The organism is Streptococcus gordonii (assembly GCF_001553855.1).
Taxonomy (GTDB): Bacteria; Bacillota; Bacilli; order Lactobacillales; family Streptococcaceae; genus Streptococcus; species Streptococcus gordonii.
Genome location: NZ_LQWV01000039.1, coordinates 88,975 through 103,607, shown reverse-complemented (window position 1 = coordinate 103,607; position 14,633 = coordinate 88,975). Strand labels below are relative to the sequence as shown.

The window sequence follows — 14,633 nt, the reverse complement described above, 5'->3', positions numbered from 1 at the left end:
TAGCAATTATTTAGCTTAGATTCTTATATTTTTTTAAAATAGCAATGAGAGTCTCTTTGTCTTCGTCTGATAAAATTTCTAGCGCTTCTTTTACACACAGGATATGTTGAGGGAAAATTTCTTCGATTAAGTCTTGACCTTTTTGGCTCAACTCAATCAGATAAGAACGGCGATCATTTGGATCGCTAGTCCGAGAAATCAAGCCGTCACGAACCATATTTTTGATGACGACAGTCATATTTCCAGAAGTCGCAAGCATATGGTCTATCAAATCCTGGATTCGCATTCTTCCCTTACTATAGAGAGTTTCCAGAACAGAAAACTGAGTAGGTGTTAGCTTATTTTCTTTGATGACTCTTTGTTCAATGGAGCGTATGGTCCGCTCAGCTTTCCTAAAAACAATCATAGTTTTAAGGTCTAGTTTATTTTCTTCTAATAATTCTTCTAGTGTTCTCATAGCCATATTTTATCAATAAATAGTATTAAAATCAATGTGAAAAAGATAGAAATATAGATAGAATTATAGTATAATGGACGAGTGAAAAATAGAAGAAAAAGAAATAAAAAAATCCTTATTTGGCAGTACGTCATTGGAATAGGTATTCTTTTAACGGTGCTTGCCTTTTCTCTGCTAAATCTATTTAATTTATCAATGGAGCCTTATCGGGCTGCTCGTTCTAATTCCATTGAGTTGGCTCGCAAGTATGCAGGAGTCAGTAAAGTTGATAGCTTTGCCATTTATAATGGGGACAAGACCTACTACAGCCTGCTAGGCGAAACTGATCAAGAGAAGAAAAAAGCCGTCCTGATTGAGAAGGGTTCTGACAAGATTTTCGTTTATGAGCTCAGTGATGGAGCTAGCAAAAAGGAGGCTGAAAGGATAGCAAGGAAAAATGGAGCTGATGCGATTGACAAAGTGACTTTTGGCTATTTGAATGGCCGGCCAATTTGGGAAGTCAAATCTGGAAAGAGTTACTATATTGTCGATTTTGAAAAAAGGAAATTGCTGAGCAAGGAGGGGCTATGAAATTATCTAATCGAGTTTTAAAAATGGAAGAAAGTGTGACCTTGGCTGCAGCGGCCAGAGCCAAAGCTTTAAAGGCTGAAGGCAGAGATATTCTGTCGCTAACTCTTGGAGAGCCGGATTTTCCGACTCCTAAAAATATTCAGCAAGTAGCTGTGGCAGCTATTGAAGATGGGAAAGCTAGTTTCTATACAGTGGCTAGTGGTCTTCCTGAGTTAAAAGAAGCTATTGTTCAATACTTTGCAAACTACTACGGTTATGAAATCAAACCGAATCAAGTGACTGTGGCAACAGGAGCTAAGTTCTCCCTCTACACCTTCTTTATGAGTGTTCTTGATCCAGGTGATGAAGCAATTATTCCTACGCCTTATTGGGTCAGTTACGGCGATCAGATTCAGATGGCTGAAGGAGTCCCTGTCTTTGTTCAAGCTACTGAAGAGAATGACTTTAAGGTAACTGTAGATCAATTGGAAGCAGTTCGGACTGACAAGACCAAGGTCTTGGTTCTGAATTCACCATCCAATCCGACGGGTATGATTTATACAGCAGAGGAGCTTTTGGCTATTGGAAACTGGGCCGTGGAACATGATATTCTGATTTTGGCAGATGACATCTATGGACGACTTGTATATAACGGCAATGAATTTACGCCAATTTCTAGTCTATCAGAAGCTATCCGCAAGCAAACAGTGGTTATCAATGGCGTTTCTAAGAGTTATTCCATGACCGGTTGGCGGATTGGCTATGCTGTTGGTGAACCGGAAATCATAGCTGCTATGAGCAAGGTTGCAGGCCAAACCACTTCCAATCCAACAACAGTTGCTCAATATGCAGCTATTGAAGCTCTAACTGGCAGTCAGGAGACAGTTGAAATTATGCGTCAGGCCTTTGAAGAGCGTCTCAATACGATCTATCCACTTCTAGCTCAAGTACCAGGTTTTGAGGTCATTAAGCCTCAAGGAGCCTTCTATCTCTTCCCTAATGTCAAAAAAGCTATGGAAATGAAAGGTTTTACAGATGTGACAGCCTTTACCACAGCTATTTTGGAAGAAGTTGGAGTGGCCTTGGTGACCGGAGCAGGATTTGGTGCTCCAGAAAATGTCCGTCTCAGCTATGCGACTGATCTGGAAACACTGAATGAAGCTGTTCAGCGTCTGAAGCAATTTATGGAGCGCTAAAGCATGAGGAAAATCTCCTGTTTTGCAATGTTGGCAATTAGCCTGTTTTGCTTGACAGCTTGCTCTTTTGTTCATCCAGAGCAGGTTTGGACTACTGTTTCCCAGTCTAAGGAGGGAGAACCCTTTTATAAGTTACAAGTGTCTAGAAAAATGTACCGGATTCTATACAATGACAATGGTTCAGCTAGAAAAACCTGGCATCTAGATAATTATAATCCGCTTGAAAATCTTGAGTGCCATACTCTTAATGAAGAAGAGATAAATGGTGTAGATGGAGCGACAGCCAAGAGGGAGCTGTCTGGTCAAGGGTCTGCTAACTTTACTCTGGTTTATGAACATTATTCAGGTAGTCACAAAGAAGTAAGTTATTATCAAGTTGGAATAACTGCTGATAAGAATGGACAAATCAAACATTCGGAAAGCAGTATGGTCTTAGTAAAGACTGAAAAGGATGATTCTAAGTAAACATATAAATGAAAAGCAATTATATTTTTAAAATAGGGATGGGCTTAAAGCCTGTCCTTTTTGCTTTTCTTCGACTCTAGCTGGTAAGAGGTTGTTTAAAGTTATAGAATAATTCTGAAAGCGTTTGTTCTAGGGCTTCCTTATGTAGAAGTTTAGAATGATGAAATATAGCCTTAATATCAGTTAAAGCGTATCTAATATATGTTTTGATTTCTATTAGAAAGGAATGTAGCATGAAACTAGTTTGATATTTTTAAACCTAATAATATGTTTGGTCCTATTGACGGCTTGTTCTTTCCTTAATGCTGAGCAAGGGTGGACAACTATTTCTGAATCAAAGTCTGGCGAACCCACTTATAGCTTACAAGCCAAGGGCAGACAGTACCGGATCCTTTTTGAAGAAAATGCATCAACCCGAATGGATTGGTACTTGAACGATTATCAACCAGGGTTAGAGTTAAAGTTACGAACTTTAAATAGCGAGCATTTGAAAAATTCTGTCGGTGGACCTTCAGAGCAGGAACTTTCTGGGAAGGGGTATGCAGACTTTACTATGGTTTATGAGACTCGTTATAACCCTCAGATTGAGCGGACTTATTTTAAGGTACATATTGAAGTCAATGATAAGGGAGAGGTAAATACTAAGAAAAGTAGTATGGTTTATGAAAAGTCTGAGAAGCTTGAAAATAAGAAAGGAGACTGATTTTCCAAAGAGCTGTTTTCTTTTTCTGATTTCTTATAGAATAGTATTTTCGGAAAAAGATAGCTTTTTAAAGAATTTTAAATTTTCGTCTCTTCAAGGATAGCTATTGCAATCGCTTTATGGTAAAATATAGAACAGATGTCCAAAAGATTTGTCTTGAAATAAAGTGACATTTAGCAACCAATCTAGGAGGCAGATATGATTGATCATTTTGGTATTACAGTCAAGGATTTGGAAGCCAGCAAGCTCTTTTATCAGCAAGCTTTAGAGCCGTTGGGCTACAAGATTGCCTTTGAAATTCCTCAGGCGGTAAGTTTTGCAGAGCCGCAAACAGCTCCAGCTGGAGATTTTTGGTTAAGTCAGGGGCAATCAGATGCTTCTCATTTTGCCATTCGTGCTGAGACTAGAGAGCAAGTGGATGCTTTTTATCAAGCTGGTCTAGCAGCGGGAGGTCAAGATAATGGTGCCCCAGGCATTCGTCCCCAATATCACCAACCTTATTATGCAGCCTTTGTCTTGGATCCAGATGGTAATAATGTCGAGGCAGTCTGTCACAAAGAATAAAAAATAGAAAAGAGAAAAAAAGTGTCAAACAAATATGTAACGATTATTGATGTAAAAGACTATGTGGGTAAAGAAGTGACCATCGGTGCTTGGGTTGCAAATAAGTCAGGTAAGGGTAAGATTGCTTTCTTGCAGCTGCGAGATGGTTCAGCCTTTTTCCAAGGTGTAGCCTTCAAGCCTAATTTTATCGAGAAATTTGGTGAAGAAGTAGGACTTGAGAAATTTGATACTATCAAACGACTTAGCCAGGAAACATCTGTTTTTGTGACAGGGATCGTCAAGGAGGATGAGCGTTCAAAATTTGGCTATGAGCTGGATATCACAGACATCGAAGTAATTGGTGAGTCAAATGATTATCCGATCACGCCCAAAGAACATGGAACGGACTTCCTCATGGACAACCGTCACCTGTGGCTGCGTTCTCGTAAGCAAGTTGCCATGATGCAGATCCGCAATGCCATCATCTACGCTACATATGAATTCTTTGACAAGAATGGATTTATGAAGTTTGACAGCCCAATCTTGTCAGGAAATGCTGCAGAAGACTCAACTGAGCTCTTTGAAACAGACTATTTCGGAACTCCAGCATACTTGAGTCAGTCAGGTCAGCTTTATCTGGAAGCAGGTGCTATGGCTCTTGGTCGCGTTTTTGACTTTGGTCCTGTATTCCGTGCTGAAAAATCAAAAACCCGTCGTCATTTGACTGAGTTCTGGATGATGGATGCAGAGTATTCATACTTGACCCATGATGAGTCACTTGACTTGCAAGAAGCTTATGTTAAAGCCTTGATCCAAGGTGTTCTTGACCGTGCTCCTCAGGCTTTGGAAACGCTGGAACGTGATGTAGAACTCTTGAAACGCTATATTGCAGAGCCTTTCAAGCGTGTTAGCTATGATGAAGCGATTGACCTCTTGCAAGCCCATGAAAATGATGAGGATGCAGATTATGAGCATCTTGAACATGGAGATGACTTTGGTTCTCCACATGAAACATGGATTTCCAACCACTTTGGTGTACCAACCTTTGTCGTGAACTACCCAGCAGCCATCAAGGCTTTCTACATGAAGCCAGTTCCTGGAAATCCAGACCGTGTCCTTTGTGCAGACTTGCTGGCACCAGAAGGCTACGGTGAAATCATCGGTGGTTCCATGCGTGAGGAAGACTACGATGCCCTCGTTGCTAAGATGAATGATCTTGGTATGGATACGACAGAATATGAATTCTACCTTGATCTTCGTAAGTATGGAACAGTTCCACATGGTGGCTTCGGTATCGGTATCGAGCGTATGGTAACCTTTGTGGCAGGGACCAAGCATATCCGTGAAGCCATCCCATTCCCACGTATGCTGCATCGTATTAAACCATAAAACGAATCAAACGCCCATGTGGCGTTTTTTCAACAGTAAACTATGAAATAATCCAAATACAAAATTTTAGAGAAAGAAGAGGTAGGAGTCATGTAAACAGCAGATTAACAAGTGACAAAGGATAGAAATTAGAAAACACTTGTTAAAGGAGAAAATATGTTTAAAAGAAGTTATCGGAAAAATATCGGCCTGATGGCCGGAGTTGAATTTTTTGCCTTTTTAGGCATTACCAGTTTTTGGATTTTATTTCTAAGTCAAAACGGCATGTCCCTTTGGCAGATTGGGCTTTTGGAAAGTATTTTTCATGCGACTAGTGTCATCTGTGAAATTCCTTCTGGGATGTTGGCGGATCGCTTTTCCTACAAGACCAATCTTTATCTGAGCCGGATAGCTGGGATTGTGTCTTCTGTTCTCATGTTGGTGGGGCAGGCAAACTTTTGGGTTTATGCACTGGCTATGGTGATTAGTGCTTGGTCCTATAATTTTGATTCGGGGACAAGCGCAGCCATGGTCTATGATTCGTCTGTGGAGGCCGGACTCAAGGAACGTTACCTGTCCATCTCCAGCTTCATGTCTGGAGTGGCCGAGGCGACCCGGTCTTTGGGAACAGTCTGGGCTGGATTTTTTGTCCATGGACAATTGCATCTGACCTACTATATCATGATTGGCACCTCTATCGTCGTTCTTTTCTTGACCTGGATGCTGAAAGAGCCTAGTGTCAAAGCAGAGAAAGCAGAACGTCTGACTATGAAAAAGATTATCTGGACGGTCAAAGAGGAGTTACAGAGAAATCCTAGTCTTTTTATCTGGATGATTCTGTCCCAAATCATCGGAACGATGATGTGTATGTTTTATTTTTACTACCAAAATCAATTGCCTGACTTAAAAGATTGGCAGATTTCGGTAGTCATGCTAATTGGCAGTGCTTTGAATATCTTGGCGGTCTATCTGGCGAGTATGATTGGAAAGAAGTATTCTGCCTTGAAACTCTTTCCTACGGTAGTTTTTCTAACTGGAGCAAGCTACCTGCTGTCCTATTTTGGAACGCCAGTTATCTATATTTTGATTTATCTAATCAGCAACGCCTTGTATGCTCTTTTCCAGCCAATTTTTGACAACGATTTACAAAAGCAGCTGCCAAGTGAAGTACGGGCGACCATGCTCAGTGTCTATTCTATGATGTTCAGCCTGAGTATGATTGTCATTTTCCCTATGACGGGCTGGTTGATTGATCACTTTGGCTTCGATTGGACTTTTATAGCTTTGGGCGGCTTTTTATTTGTTGTAACTCCATTTTTGCATATAGGTCTAAAGAAAATAAGCCAGAACTTACAAGAAGTCTAATATCAATGTTCTCTTTCTGTTGGTCAGAAGGAGAATATTTTTTAGCCTTTGAAAATTATGGTAAAATAAATAAAGTTTAATGGAGAAGTAGGCAGTATGAAAGATTTATTGAAATATTTCAAGGGCTATATCAGGGAGTCTTTGCTGGGACCCTTGTTTAAGCTCTTGGAGGCCAGTTTTGAACTCTTGGTTCCGCTTTTGATTGCGGGTATTGTGGATGAGACCATTCCTAGACACGACAGCTCCCATCTCTACTGGATGGTTTTTCTTTTGATGGGCTTGGCTGCGCTGGGCGTGGTGGTAGCAGTGGTAGCCCAGTATTATTCGTCAAAGGCGGCAGTGGGCTTTACTCGTCAGATGACAAGCGACCTCTATCAAAAAATCCTGCGTTTGCCTAAGGCTAGTCGGGATGAGCTGACGACTTCTAGCTTGGTGACTCGGCTGACGAGCGACACCTATCAGATCCAGACGGGCATCAATCAATTTCTTCGTCTCTTTCTGCGGGCGCCTATCATCGTTTTTGGCTCTATCATCATGGCCTTTACTATCAGTCCGGTCATTACCTTGTGGTTTTTGCTCATGGTAGCAATTTTAACGGCTATTATCGTTTTCATGTCTCGTCTGATGAATCCTCTCTATGCCAAAATTCGTCAGCTGACTGACCAGTTGGTCAACCTGACGCGCGAACAACTGCAGGGCATGCGGGTTATAAGAGCTTTCGGTCAGACCCAGCGTGAGGTTCAGACCTTTCGCAATCGTAACGAGCTCTATAAAACCTGGCAAATTAGGACGGGAGCTCTGGCTAGTCTGATTAGCCCTCTGACTTTTCTTACGGTCAATGGTACTCTGATTGTTGTGATTTGGCAGGGGAATAGCTTTATCGGCAAGGGCTTGTTGACCCAGGGGATGCTAGTGGCTTTGGTCAATTATTTATTGCAAATTTTGGTGGAATTGCTCAAGCTAACTATGCTAGTCAATTCTCTCAATCAAAGCTATATCAGTGCAGGTCGCATTAGTCAAGTCTTCGATCAAGCAGAAGAAGATGTCCTGCAGGAATTAGTGCAGGAAACAGCTCTGGCAAATCAAGCCATTAAAGTCCAGCAGGTCAGCTTTTCTTATCCAAATGCAGCTAGTCCAGCCTTGACTGGTCTGACTTTTGATTTGAAAAAAGGTCAGACTTTGGGGGTTATTGGTGGGACAGGTTCAGGGAAGTCTACTCTGGTTCAGCTGCTGGCCCATCTCTATCCTGTGGCTGCTGGTCAGTTGACCATCTTTTCCCAAGGACGCAGTCCCAAAAATCTGAGCGAATGGCGGTCTTGGATCAGTCTGGTGCCTCAAAAGGCGGAGCTTTTCCAAGGAACTGTTCGCTCCAATCTGACCTTGGGTATGTCAAGCAAGCCAACAGACGCAGATTTGTGGCAGGCTTTAGAGATTGCTCAGGCAGCGGACTTTGTCTCTCAGAAGGAAGGTGGCTTGGATGCGACTGTAGAGGCCTTTGGCTGGAATTTTTCTGGCGGTCAGCGTCAGCGTTTAACCATTGCCAGAGCTGTCTTGCGGAGGGCGCCTTTCTTGGTTTTAGATGATGCGACCTCTGCTCTGGACTATCTGACAGAGGCCAGACTCCTGCAGGCTATTAAGAATGAATTGACTGAAACCAGTCTGGTCTTGATCTCTCAGCGGACCAATAGCTTGCGCTCAGCGGATCAAATTTTAGTCCTAGATAAGGGAGAACAGGTGGCTCTTGGTAGCCACGAAGAACTCTTAGTCAGCTCTGCTATTTACCGAGAAATCCATCACTCACAGCATAGTCAAGGAGAGGAGAGCAAGCATGAAGTATAAGACATCATCTAGCAGCTTGAGGCGTTTGACTCGAGATTTGCTGCAGGCGCGCTGGCTCTTTCTCCTAGCTAGTCTGGGAACAGTGGCTCAAGTGGCTCTGACTGTTCTTCTTCCAGTTTTAATCGGGAATGCGGTCGATAGTGTTCTACTTCCTCAAGCGGAGCAGCATTTGATGCCGATTTTGGGTCAGATGTTGTTGGTCATCTTAGCCAATACTCTGATTCAGTGGCTTAATCCCTTGGTCTATAATCAGCTGGTCTATCGCTATAGCCAGCAGCTCCGTCAAGGCGTCATCAAGAAAGTACACTATCTGCCCTTGGCCTATCTAGATCGGCAGGGAACCGGAGACTTGGTTAGTCGGGTGACGACTGACTTGGAGCAGCTCAGCAATGGCCTGCTTATGGTTTTTAATCAATTCTTTGTGGGTTTGCTAACCATCTTAGTCACTATCATTAGCATGGCCAGATTGGACTCTTTCCTCCTGTTTTTGGTCTTGCTTTTGACGCCCCTTTCTCTCTTCTTAGCTCGCTTTATTGCCAGAAAGAGTTTTAGCTTTTTCCAACGTCAGACGCAGGCGAGAGGGGCACAGACCCAGCTGATTGAGGAAAGTCTGACCCAGGAAAGTCTGATACAGGCTTTTAATGCTCAGGAGCAGTTTGATACAGCTTTTGCTCGCAGCAACCAAACCTATGCAGACTATTCGCAGGCGGCTATTTTCTATTCTTCAACGGTCAATCCTTCGACTCGTTTTATCAATGCCCTAATCTATGCTTTGATTGTGGGCTTTGGGTCTGTCCGAATCATTCAGGGAACAGGCTTTACGGTTGGGCAGCTGGTAACCTTTCTCAACTATGTCAACCAGTACACCAAGCCTTTCAATGATATTTCGTCAGTCATGTCGGAATTGCAGAGCGCTTTAGCTTGTGCGGAGCGGATTTACAGCGTTTTGGACCAAGAAGAAATAGCAGAGCCCGGTCAGGAAATCCTCCAGTCGGAAGATGTCAAAGGACAGATTAGCTTTGAGCATGTGGCTTTTGGCTATGAGCCTGGAAAAGAGCTAATTCAGGATTTGAATATAAGGATTCCAGCAGCTAGCAAGGTCGCAATTGTCGGGCCAACTGGTGCGGGTAAGTCAACCCTGATTAATCTCCTCATGCGCTTTTACAATGTAGACAGTGGTCTTATTTCGCTAGACGGTACTCCCATAACGCATTACACCAGAGCCGCTTATCGTCAGCAGTTTGGTATGGTACTGCAAGAGACTTGGCTCAAGACGGCGACTATTCACGACAACATAGCTTTTGGCCGGCCAGACGCTAGCCGAGAAGAGGTTATTACAGCTGCCAAGGCGGCCAATGCGCATTTCTTTATCCAGCAGCTGCCTCAGGGGTATGACACCTATCTGGCGGATGCTGGGGACTCCCTGTCTCAAGGTCAGCGGCAGCTCTTGACCATTGCCCGTGTCTTCCTTTCCGTTCCTAAAATCCTAATCTTGGATGAGGCGACTTCCTCCATTGATACTCGGACAGAAGTCTTGATTCAGGAGGCTTTCAACAAGCTCATGGTGGGACGAACTAGCTTTATCATCGCTCACCGCCTGTCTACTATTCAAAATGCTGACATCATCCTCGTCATGGTAGATGGTGATATCGTCGAACATGGTAATCATCAGGAGATCATGGATGCCAGAGGTGTTTATTACCAAATGCAGACGGCGCAGGAGTAGAGGGGGAGCTTTATTAAAGTTCATAGATTGATGCTAAACAAAACTAAAAGAGTTGGAAATTCCAACTCTTTTTGCTTATAGTGTAACTTCCTCCAATCCTGTCTCTGTCAGTTTATAAATCTTCTGGCAGACTTCTTTGAGAAAGACGCGGTCGTGGGAGACTGTTATGATGGTACCAGGATAGGTCGTCAAAAGCTTGCGAACCTGAGGCTGAGAGGTGGGAGAGAAGTTGCGGGTTGGTTCGTCCAGAAGGAGGACATTGGGGCGGTCTAGTACAAGTTTGAGTAGGAGAAGCTTGGCTTTTTGACCTCCGGAAAGCTGCCCAATCGGGTGGCGGGCCTCGTCGCGCGTGAACTGAAGACTAGCTAGATGAGTCAGGATTTTCTCTTCCTGAGCCTTGTCGCCAGAGGGAGCCAGAAAGTCCAAGGGACTGCTTCCATCAGTTAGCAAGTCGCCATAATGCTGGGGCATGTAGCCGACCTGCATATCTGTCCGCTCACGCAGGATCTTCCATATTTCCTTAAGCAGAGTAGATTTGCCTGCACCATTAGAACCAATCAGTCCGATTTTTTCCTGACCGCAGACTTCCAGAGTCAGGTTCTCCGCCAACTGCCGTTCGTCAGTTTCCAGTTTCATTCCTTCTAATTTCAGGATTCTTTTGGTCAATGGCAGAGCTTCTATGTCTGAGAAGTGAAGGCTGATAGCATCTTCCTGTGTCGGAATTTCGGTCATTTCAGCGCCTGCCTTTTCAAATCGTTTTCCCTGTGAGAGGACGTTTTTCATTTTTTTAGCCACCAGTCGACCTGCAGTAGCGTCATGGGTGTTTCGTAAAGTATGCTCCACACTCTGCTTAACCCGTCGGTGTTTTTCCATGGTCTTGGCGTGTTCTTCCCGCTCTTTCCGTGCCAATTGACCTTGTTTTTCAAAGGCCTCCTGACGTTGATGGCGGTAATTTTCATAGTCCAGACTCTTGACGCTGGTTCTAGCTTCCTGCTTCTTTTTGATTCGCTCCAGATGAACAATCTTAGTCGCAGCTTGAGCAAGAAAGTGTTCGTCGTGAGAGACGAAAAGTACCGTTCTCTGGCTGTGGCTGATAAAGTTTTCCAGCCAAGTCAGAGTTTCAAGATCAAGGTCATTAGAGGGCTCATCAAGAAAGAGCATGTCCCAATCACTGGCTAGTTTCTTGATGAGCTGAACTTTAAGTTTTTCTCCTCCAGATAGGCTGGCGAGCTGCTGCTGACTGGCAAAACGCTGGCAGTCAAAGTTGAGCTCCCCAGCATAGCGGTAGAGCTTAGCATAGTCCAGCTCGGTCTCAAAATCAGCAAAGAAATAATCATTGAGCGTCAGTTGGGCATCCTCTGAAGGCAGCTGCTGGGGCAGATAGACTGCAGCAGTATAGGACTTATCAATCTGTCCGCTGTAGCTGACATAGGAGGTGACCAGTCGCTCGTCTAGCAAGAGCTTGAGCAGGGTGGACTTGCCATTGCCCTCCTCACCGATAATAGCGACCTTGTCTCCTTGATTGACAGTCAGTGACAAATCTTTGACTAACTCTTTCAGGTCTTTTAGGTGGGTAATGGTTAGATTTCTTATTTGAAGCATAGATGTCTCCTTCGTTTTATAACACAAAATACAGCCCTGCTTTATTTAGCAGAGCTGTTTTTAGTTGCACAAAGCAGACACAGGAGTGTCTAAGTAGGATTATTCGTTCATAGGCTTCCAGCTTACACTGTCATAGGAGCGACAGGATTCATCTAAAGATAAGCAAATAGAAGCTAGAAAGCACAAAAAATGAACATCCCGCGGATATGCAGAAACATGACAAAATCTACTAAATAAAGTTTCCTTTAAAAAATAGACTTAATTTTTCATGTCTCCGTGTACCTCCGAAATAGTTCTGCTTTAAGTCTAACAGAAGGAGCTAAGAAAGTCAATAGAAAAGAAGGCTGAGACAGGATATCCCAACCTTGATTGCGTTTTTATATTATAAGCTTGTAGAATGTTTGGGTTGGACCTTTTGATCAGGGTAGATATGGTTAATGGCATTGTTGACAGCAGTAGGTGCCTCACCGAGTCCAGTCGCAATTAAGTCGATCTTACCTTCGTAGCTGCAACAATCTCCAGTAGCATAGATACCTGGTACGGAGGTTTCTTGCTTGCTATTGACCAAAATCTTGTGACGGTTGAGTTCCAAGCCCCAATCTTTGAGATTGCCGACAGAGGATTTAAAACCGTAATTGACAAAGAGATGATCTAGAGGTAAAAGCTGACTTTCCTCTCCCTTGACCTGGCTGATTTCCAAGTGGGTAATTTTGCCATTTTCACCGACCAATCGACTGGGTACAAATGGTGTCTTAATCTCAACGCTGGAAGCCTTGAGTTCCTCCACACTATGCTCCAAAGCCCGGAAGTTGTCCCGACGATGAACCAGGCTGGTTTCTGCGATTTTTTCAAAAGCTAGTGCCCAGTCAACAGCCGAGTCGCCGCCTCCCAGAACAACAACCTTTTTGCCAGCGTACTGGCTGATATTTGACACATGATAGTGGAGGTTGCTGTAGCTTTCAGCATCATCTAGCTCCAAAGCTCTTGGTTTAAAGGCGCCACCTCCCATGGCAATGATAATGGTTTTGGTCTGATGCTTCGCTTTAGAAGTCGTAATAGTGAAGCCCTCTTCGCCTTTCACGATATCCAGCACTGTTTCGTTGAGACAAATCTCAGTCTGGAAAGTCTCCAGCTGCTCAATTAGACGCTGTGTCAACTCTTCGCCACTTAGATTGGTAAAGCCAGGGACATCCAGAATCTTCTTCTCTGGATAGAGAATGGCTGGCTGACCGCCCAGCTGAGGCAGGGAATCAATAATTTTAACCTTGGCTTGGCGCAGATGAGCATAAAAAGCTGCGAATAGGCCAACTGGACCACCGCCGACAATCGTAATATCATACAGTTCAGACATAATTTTCCTCAATCTTTTTTAAAATAAACTAGCATTATTGTACCACAAAAAGGGGGAGAAATGTAAGTGAGTAAGTTTACCTAATATTAAAAGCCCCTGATGGGGCTTGAAATTAGATAGCAAATAAATCATTGAGGTTTTCAGCCAGCGTCGGGTGGGTAAAGATTTGCTTTCTCAAGTAAGTGTAAGGAATCTTATTATCCATGGCTACAGTCAGGATATTGATAATTTCCTGAGCTCCAGCTGAGAAGATAGTCGCTCCAACAATTTCCTTGGTTTCAGTGTTGACAACAGCCTTGAAGGCACCGCGTAAGTCAGCATTGACATGTCCGCGAGGCATTGCTGCGACTGGAATCTCCTTAACTGCAATCGGCAGTCCTTGCTCTTGCGCTTCCTTTTCAGTCAATCCGATTTGAGCCAAAGGCGGTGTGATGAACATGCTAGTAGGGACGTTTTTACGGTCTTCTAGTGTGTAGCTGCCATCCCCAGCCAGATAGCTATAAAGGATACGGAAGTCATCCAGTGAGATATAAGTGAACTGGAGACCGCCATTGACATCACCCGCTGCAAATACACCAGGTACAGATGTTTCCAAGTGTTTATCAACCTTGATAGCTCCGCGTTCTGTCAGCTCAATGTCAGTATTTTCCAAGTGAAGTGGCTCAATATTCGGTTTGCGTCCAGTAGCATAGAGCAGGGCGTCAAAGCGGAATTCTCCATCCTCTGTCACAACGACAACTTCATCACCATCATTTTTGACCTGTGTGGTACGAACATTTTGTAAGAGCTGGATTCCGTCTTCTTCCATGTACTTCTTAGCTAGAGTAGCGATAGAAGGTTCTACTCGAGGGAGAAAGACAGGTGCAGCATCCAGTACAGTTACTTGACTGCCCAATTTGTTGTAGAGTCCAGCAAATTCTAGGCCGATATTACCGCCACCTAGAACTCCTAAGCGTTTAGGAAGTTCTTTCAGGTTTTGGATACCTGTTGAATCGTAAACATTTTTAGTATCAGTCAATCCAGGAATCGGTAGGACATTGGAAACAGCACCAGTATTGATGACAATAGTCTCAGCAGTCAGTTCCTCTTTTTCATCACCAGCTGTGATTTCGATGACTTTGTTGGAAAGGAAATGAGCTTCCCCATCGATAATGTCGACACCAGCACCGCTAACTCCTGCATAGTTTTTACTATTAAGGCGGCTAGTTACAGCATTCTTTTCAGCTATGACTTGGTCAAAAGTTAAGCCCTTTTCAGCTGCGACTAAGAGAGTTTTGGTTGGGATGCAGGCGATATTGATACAGGTTCCCCCATACATAGCCTTGCTTCGCTCAATCAAAGCAACTTTTTTTCCTTGGGTTGCCATTTTAGCAGCCAATGTTTTACCAGCCTTACCAAAGCCGATAACAATCAGATCATAAGTTAACATAATTTACCTCCATTTTTCAAAAAGATTGTATCACATCTAG

General features: G+C 43.6%; 13 protein-coding genes. 9 read left to right on the top strand and 4 right to left on the bottom strand.

Annotated elements, in window-relative coordinates:
- Nucleotides 1-10 precede the first annotated feature (10 nt).
- Complete coding sequence (locus tag AWH02_RS09030) at nt 11-457, bottom strand: MarR family winged helix-turn-helix transcriptional regulator (protein WP_045504806.1); 447 nt, start codon at nt 455-457, stop codon at nt 11-13.
- 81 nt (nt 458-538) lie between these two features.
- Here AWH02_RS09030 and AWH02_RS09025 point away from each other — a divergent pair, with 81 nt between their 5' ends.
- The 9 genes from AWH02_RS09025 to AWH02_RS08985 all read left to right on the top strand — a co-directional run bounded on the left by AWH02_RS09025 (nt 539) and on the right by AWH02_RS08985 (nt 10,211).
- Nucleotides 539-1,027, top strand: a complete 489-nt coding sequence (locus AWH02_RS09025; RefSeq protein ID WP_048780190.1) for a cell wall elongation regulator TseB-like domain-containing protein — start codon at nt 539-541, stop codon at nt 1,025-1,027.
- Nucleotides 1,024-2,202, top strand: coding sequence for a pyridoxal phosphate-dependent aminotransferase (locus tag AWH02_RS09020; RefSeq protein ID WP_060553506.1), 1,179 nt, complete (start codon nt 1,024-1,026; stop codon nt 2,200-2,202). The genes AWH02_RS09025 and AWH02_RS09020 overlap by 4 nt, the downstream gene beginning before the upstream one ends.
- 3 nt (nt 2,203-2,205) lie before the next feature.
- A complete protein-coding gene (locus AWH02_RS09015; RefSeq protein WP_060553507.1) occupies nt 2,206-2,667 on the top strand; it encodes a hypothetical protein in 462 nt (153 codons plus the stop codon).
- 271 nt (nt 2,668-2,938) lie between these two features.
- A complete protein-coding gene (locus tag AWH02_RS09010) occupies nt 2,939-3,370 on the top strand; it encodes a hypothetical protein (protein ID WP_223358667.1) in 432 nt (143 codons plus the stop codon).
- 198 nt (nt 3,371-3,568) lie between these two features.
- Nucleotides 3,569-3,934 (top strand): VOC family protein, encoded by a 366-nt coding sequence (locus AWH02_RS09005; RefSeq protein WP_060553509.1) that lies wholly within the window; start codon nt 3,569-3,571, stop codon nt 3,932-3,934.
- A 21-nt stretch (nt 3,935-3,955) separates the two neighbouring features.
- Nucleotides 3,956-5,302 (top strand): asparagine--tRNA ligase, encoded by a 1,347-nt coding sequence (asnS, locus tag AWH02_RS09000; protein WP_045503330.1) that lies wholly within the window; start codon nt 3,956-3,958, stop codon nt 5,300-5,302.
- Between the two features lie 156 nt (nt 5,303-5,458).
- Nucleotides 5,459-6,646 carry an MFS transporter gene (locus AWH02_RS08995; RefSeq protein WP_060553510.1) on the top strand — a complete coding sequence of 396 codons (1,188 nt, stop codon included), beginning with the start codon at nt 5,459-5,461 and terminating at the stop codon, nt 6,644-6,646.
- Between the two features lie 96 nt (nt 6,647-6,742).
- Nucleotides 6,743-8,485, top strand: coding sequence for an ABC transporter ATP-binding protein (locus AWH02_RS08990; RefSeq protein WP_048780179.1), 1,743 nt, complete (start codon nt 6,743-6,745; stop codon nt 8,483-8,485).
- A complete protein-coding gene (locus tag AWH02_RS08985) occupies nt 8,475-10,211 on the top strand; it encodes an ABC transporter ATP-binding protein (protein WP_060553511.1) in 1,737 nt (578 codons plus the stop codon). The genes AWH02_RS08990 and AWH02_RS08985 overlap by 11 nt, the downstream gene beginning before the upstream one ends.
- Before the next feature lie 75 nt (nt 10,212-10,286).
- Here AWH02_RS08985 and AWH02_RS08980 read toward each other — a convergent pair whose 3' ends face one another.
- From AWH02_RS08980 to AWH02_RS08970, 3 genes are all read right to left on the bottom strand, one after another.
- On the bottom strand, nt 10,287-11,813 hold the full coding sequence (locus AWH02_RS08980) for an ATP-binding cassette domain-containing protein (protein ID WP_060553512.1): 1,527 nt from the start codon (nt 11,811-11,813) through the stop codon (nt 10,287-10,289).
- Between the two features lie 382 nt (nt 11,814-12,195).
- Nucleotides 12,196-13,164 (bottom strand): NAD(P)/FAD-dependent oxidoreductase, encoded by a 969-nt coding sequence (locus tag AWH02_RS08975; protein WP_060553513.1) that lies wholly within the window; start codon nt 13,162-13,164, stop codon nt 12,196-12,198.
- 112 nt (nt 13,165-13,276) lie between these two features.
- Nucleotides 13,277-14,593: an FAD-containing oxidoreductase gene (locus tag AWH02_RS08970; protein ID WP_060553514.1), complete on the bottom strand. Its 1,317-nt coding sequence runs from the start codon at nt 14,591-14,593 to the stop codon at nt 13,277-13,279.
- Nucleotides 14,594-14,633 lie beyond the last annotated feature (40 nt).

Excerpts from the sequence above, each read along its gene's own strand:
- AWH02_RS08995 (WP_060553510.1), top strand. The coding sequence starts at position 5,459 with ATGTTTAAAAGAAGTTATCGGAAAAATATCGGCCTGATGGCCGGAGTT.
- AWH02_RS08970 (WP_060553514.1), bottom strand. The coding sequence starts at position 14,593 with ATGTTAACTTATGATCTGATTGTTATCGGCTTTGGTAAGGCTGGTAAA.
- AWH02_RS08980 (WP_060553512.1), bottom strand. The coding sequence starts at position 11,813 with ATGCTTCAAATAAGAAATCTAACCATTACCCACCTAAAAGACCTGAAA.
- AWH02_RS08985 (WP_060553511.1), top strand. The coding sequence starts at position 8,475 with ATGAAGTATAAGACATCATCTAGCAGCTTGAGGCGTTTGACTCGAGAT.
- AWH02_RS09005 (WP_060553509.1), top strand. The coding sequence starts at position 3,569 with ATGATTGATCATTTTGGTATTACAGTCAAGGATTTGGAAGCCAGCAAG.
- AWH02_RS09030 (WP_045504806.1), bottom strand. The coding sequence starts at position 457 with ATGAGAACACTAGAAGAATTATTAGAAGAAAATAAACTAGACCTTAAA.
- AWH02_RS08990 (WP_048780179.1), top strand. The coding sequence starts at position 6,743 with ATGAAAGATTTATTGAAATATTTCAAGGGCTATATCAGGGAGTCTTTG.
- AWH02_RS09015 (WP_060553507.1), top strand. The coding sequence starts at position 2,206 with ATGAGGAAAATCTCCTGTTTTGCAATGTTGGCAATTAGCCTGTTTTGC.
- AWH02_RS09020 (WP_060553506.1), top strand. The coding sequence starts at position 1,024 with ATGAAATTATCTAATCGAGTTTTAAAAATGGAAGAAAGTGTGACCTTG.
- AWH02_RS08975 (WP_060553513.1), bottom strand. The coding sequence starts at position 13,164 with ATGTCTGAACTGTATGATATTACGATTGTCGGCGGTGGTCCAGTTGGC.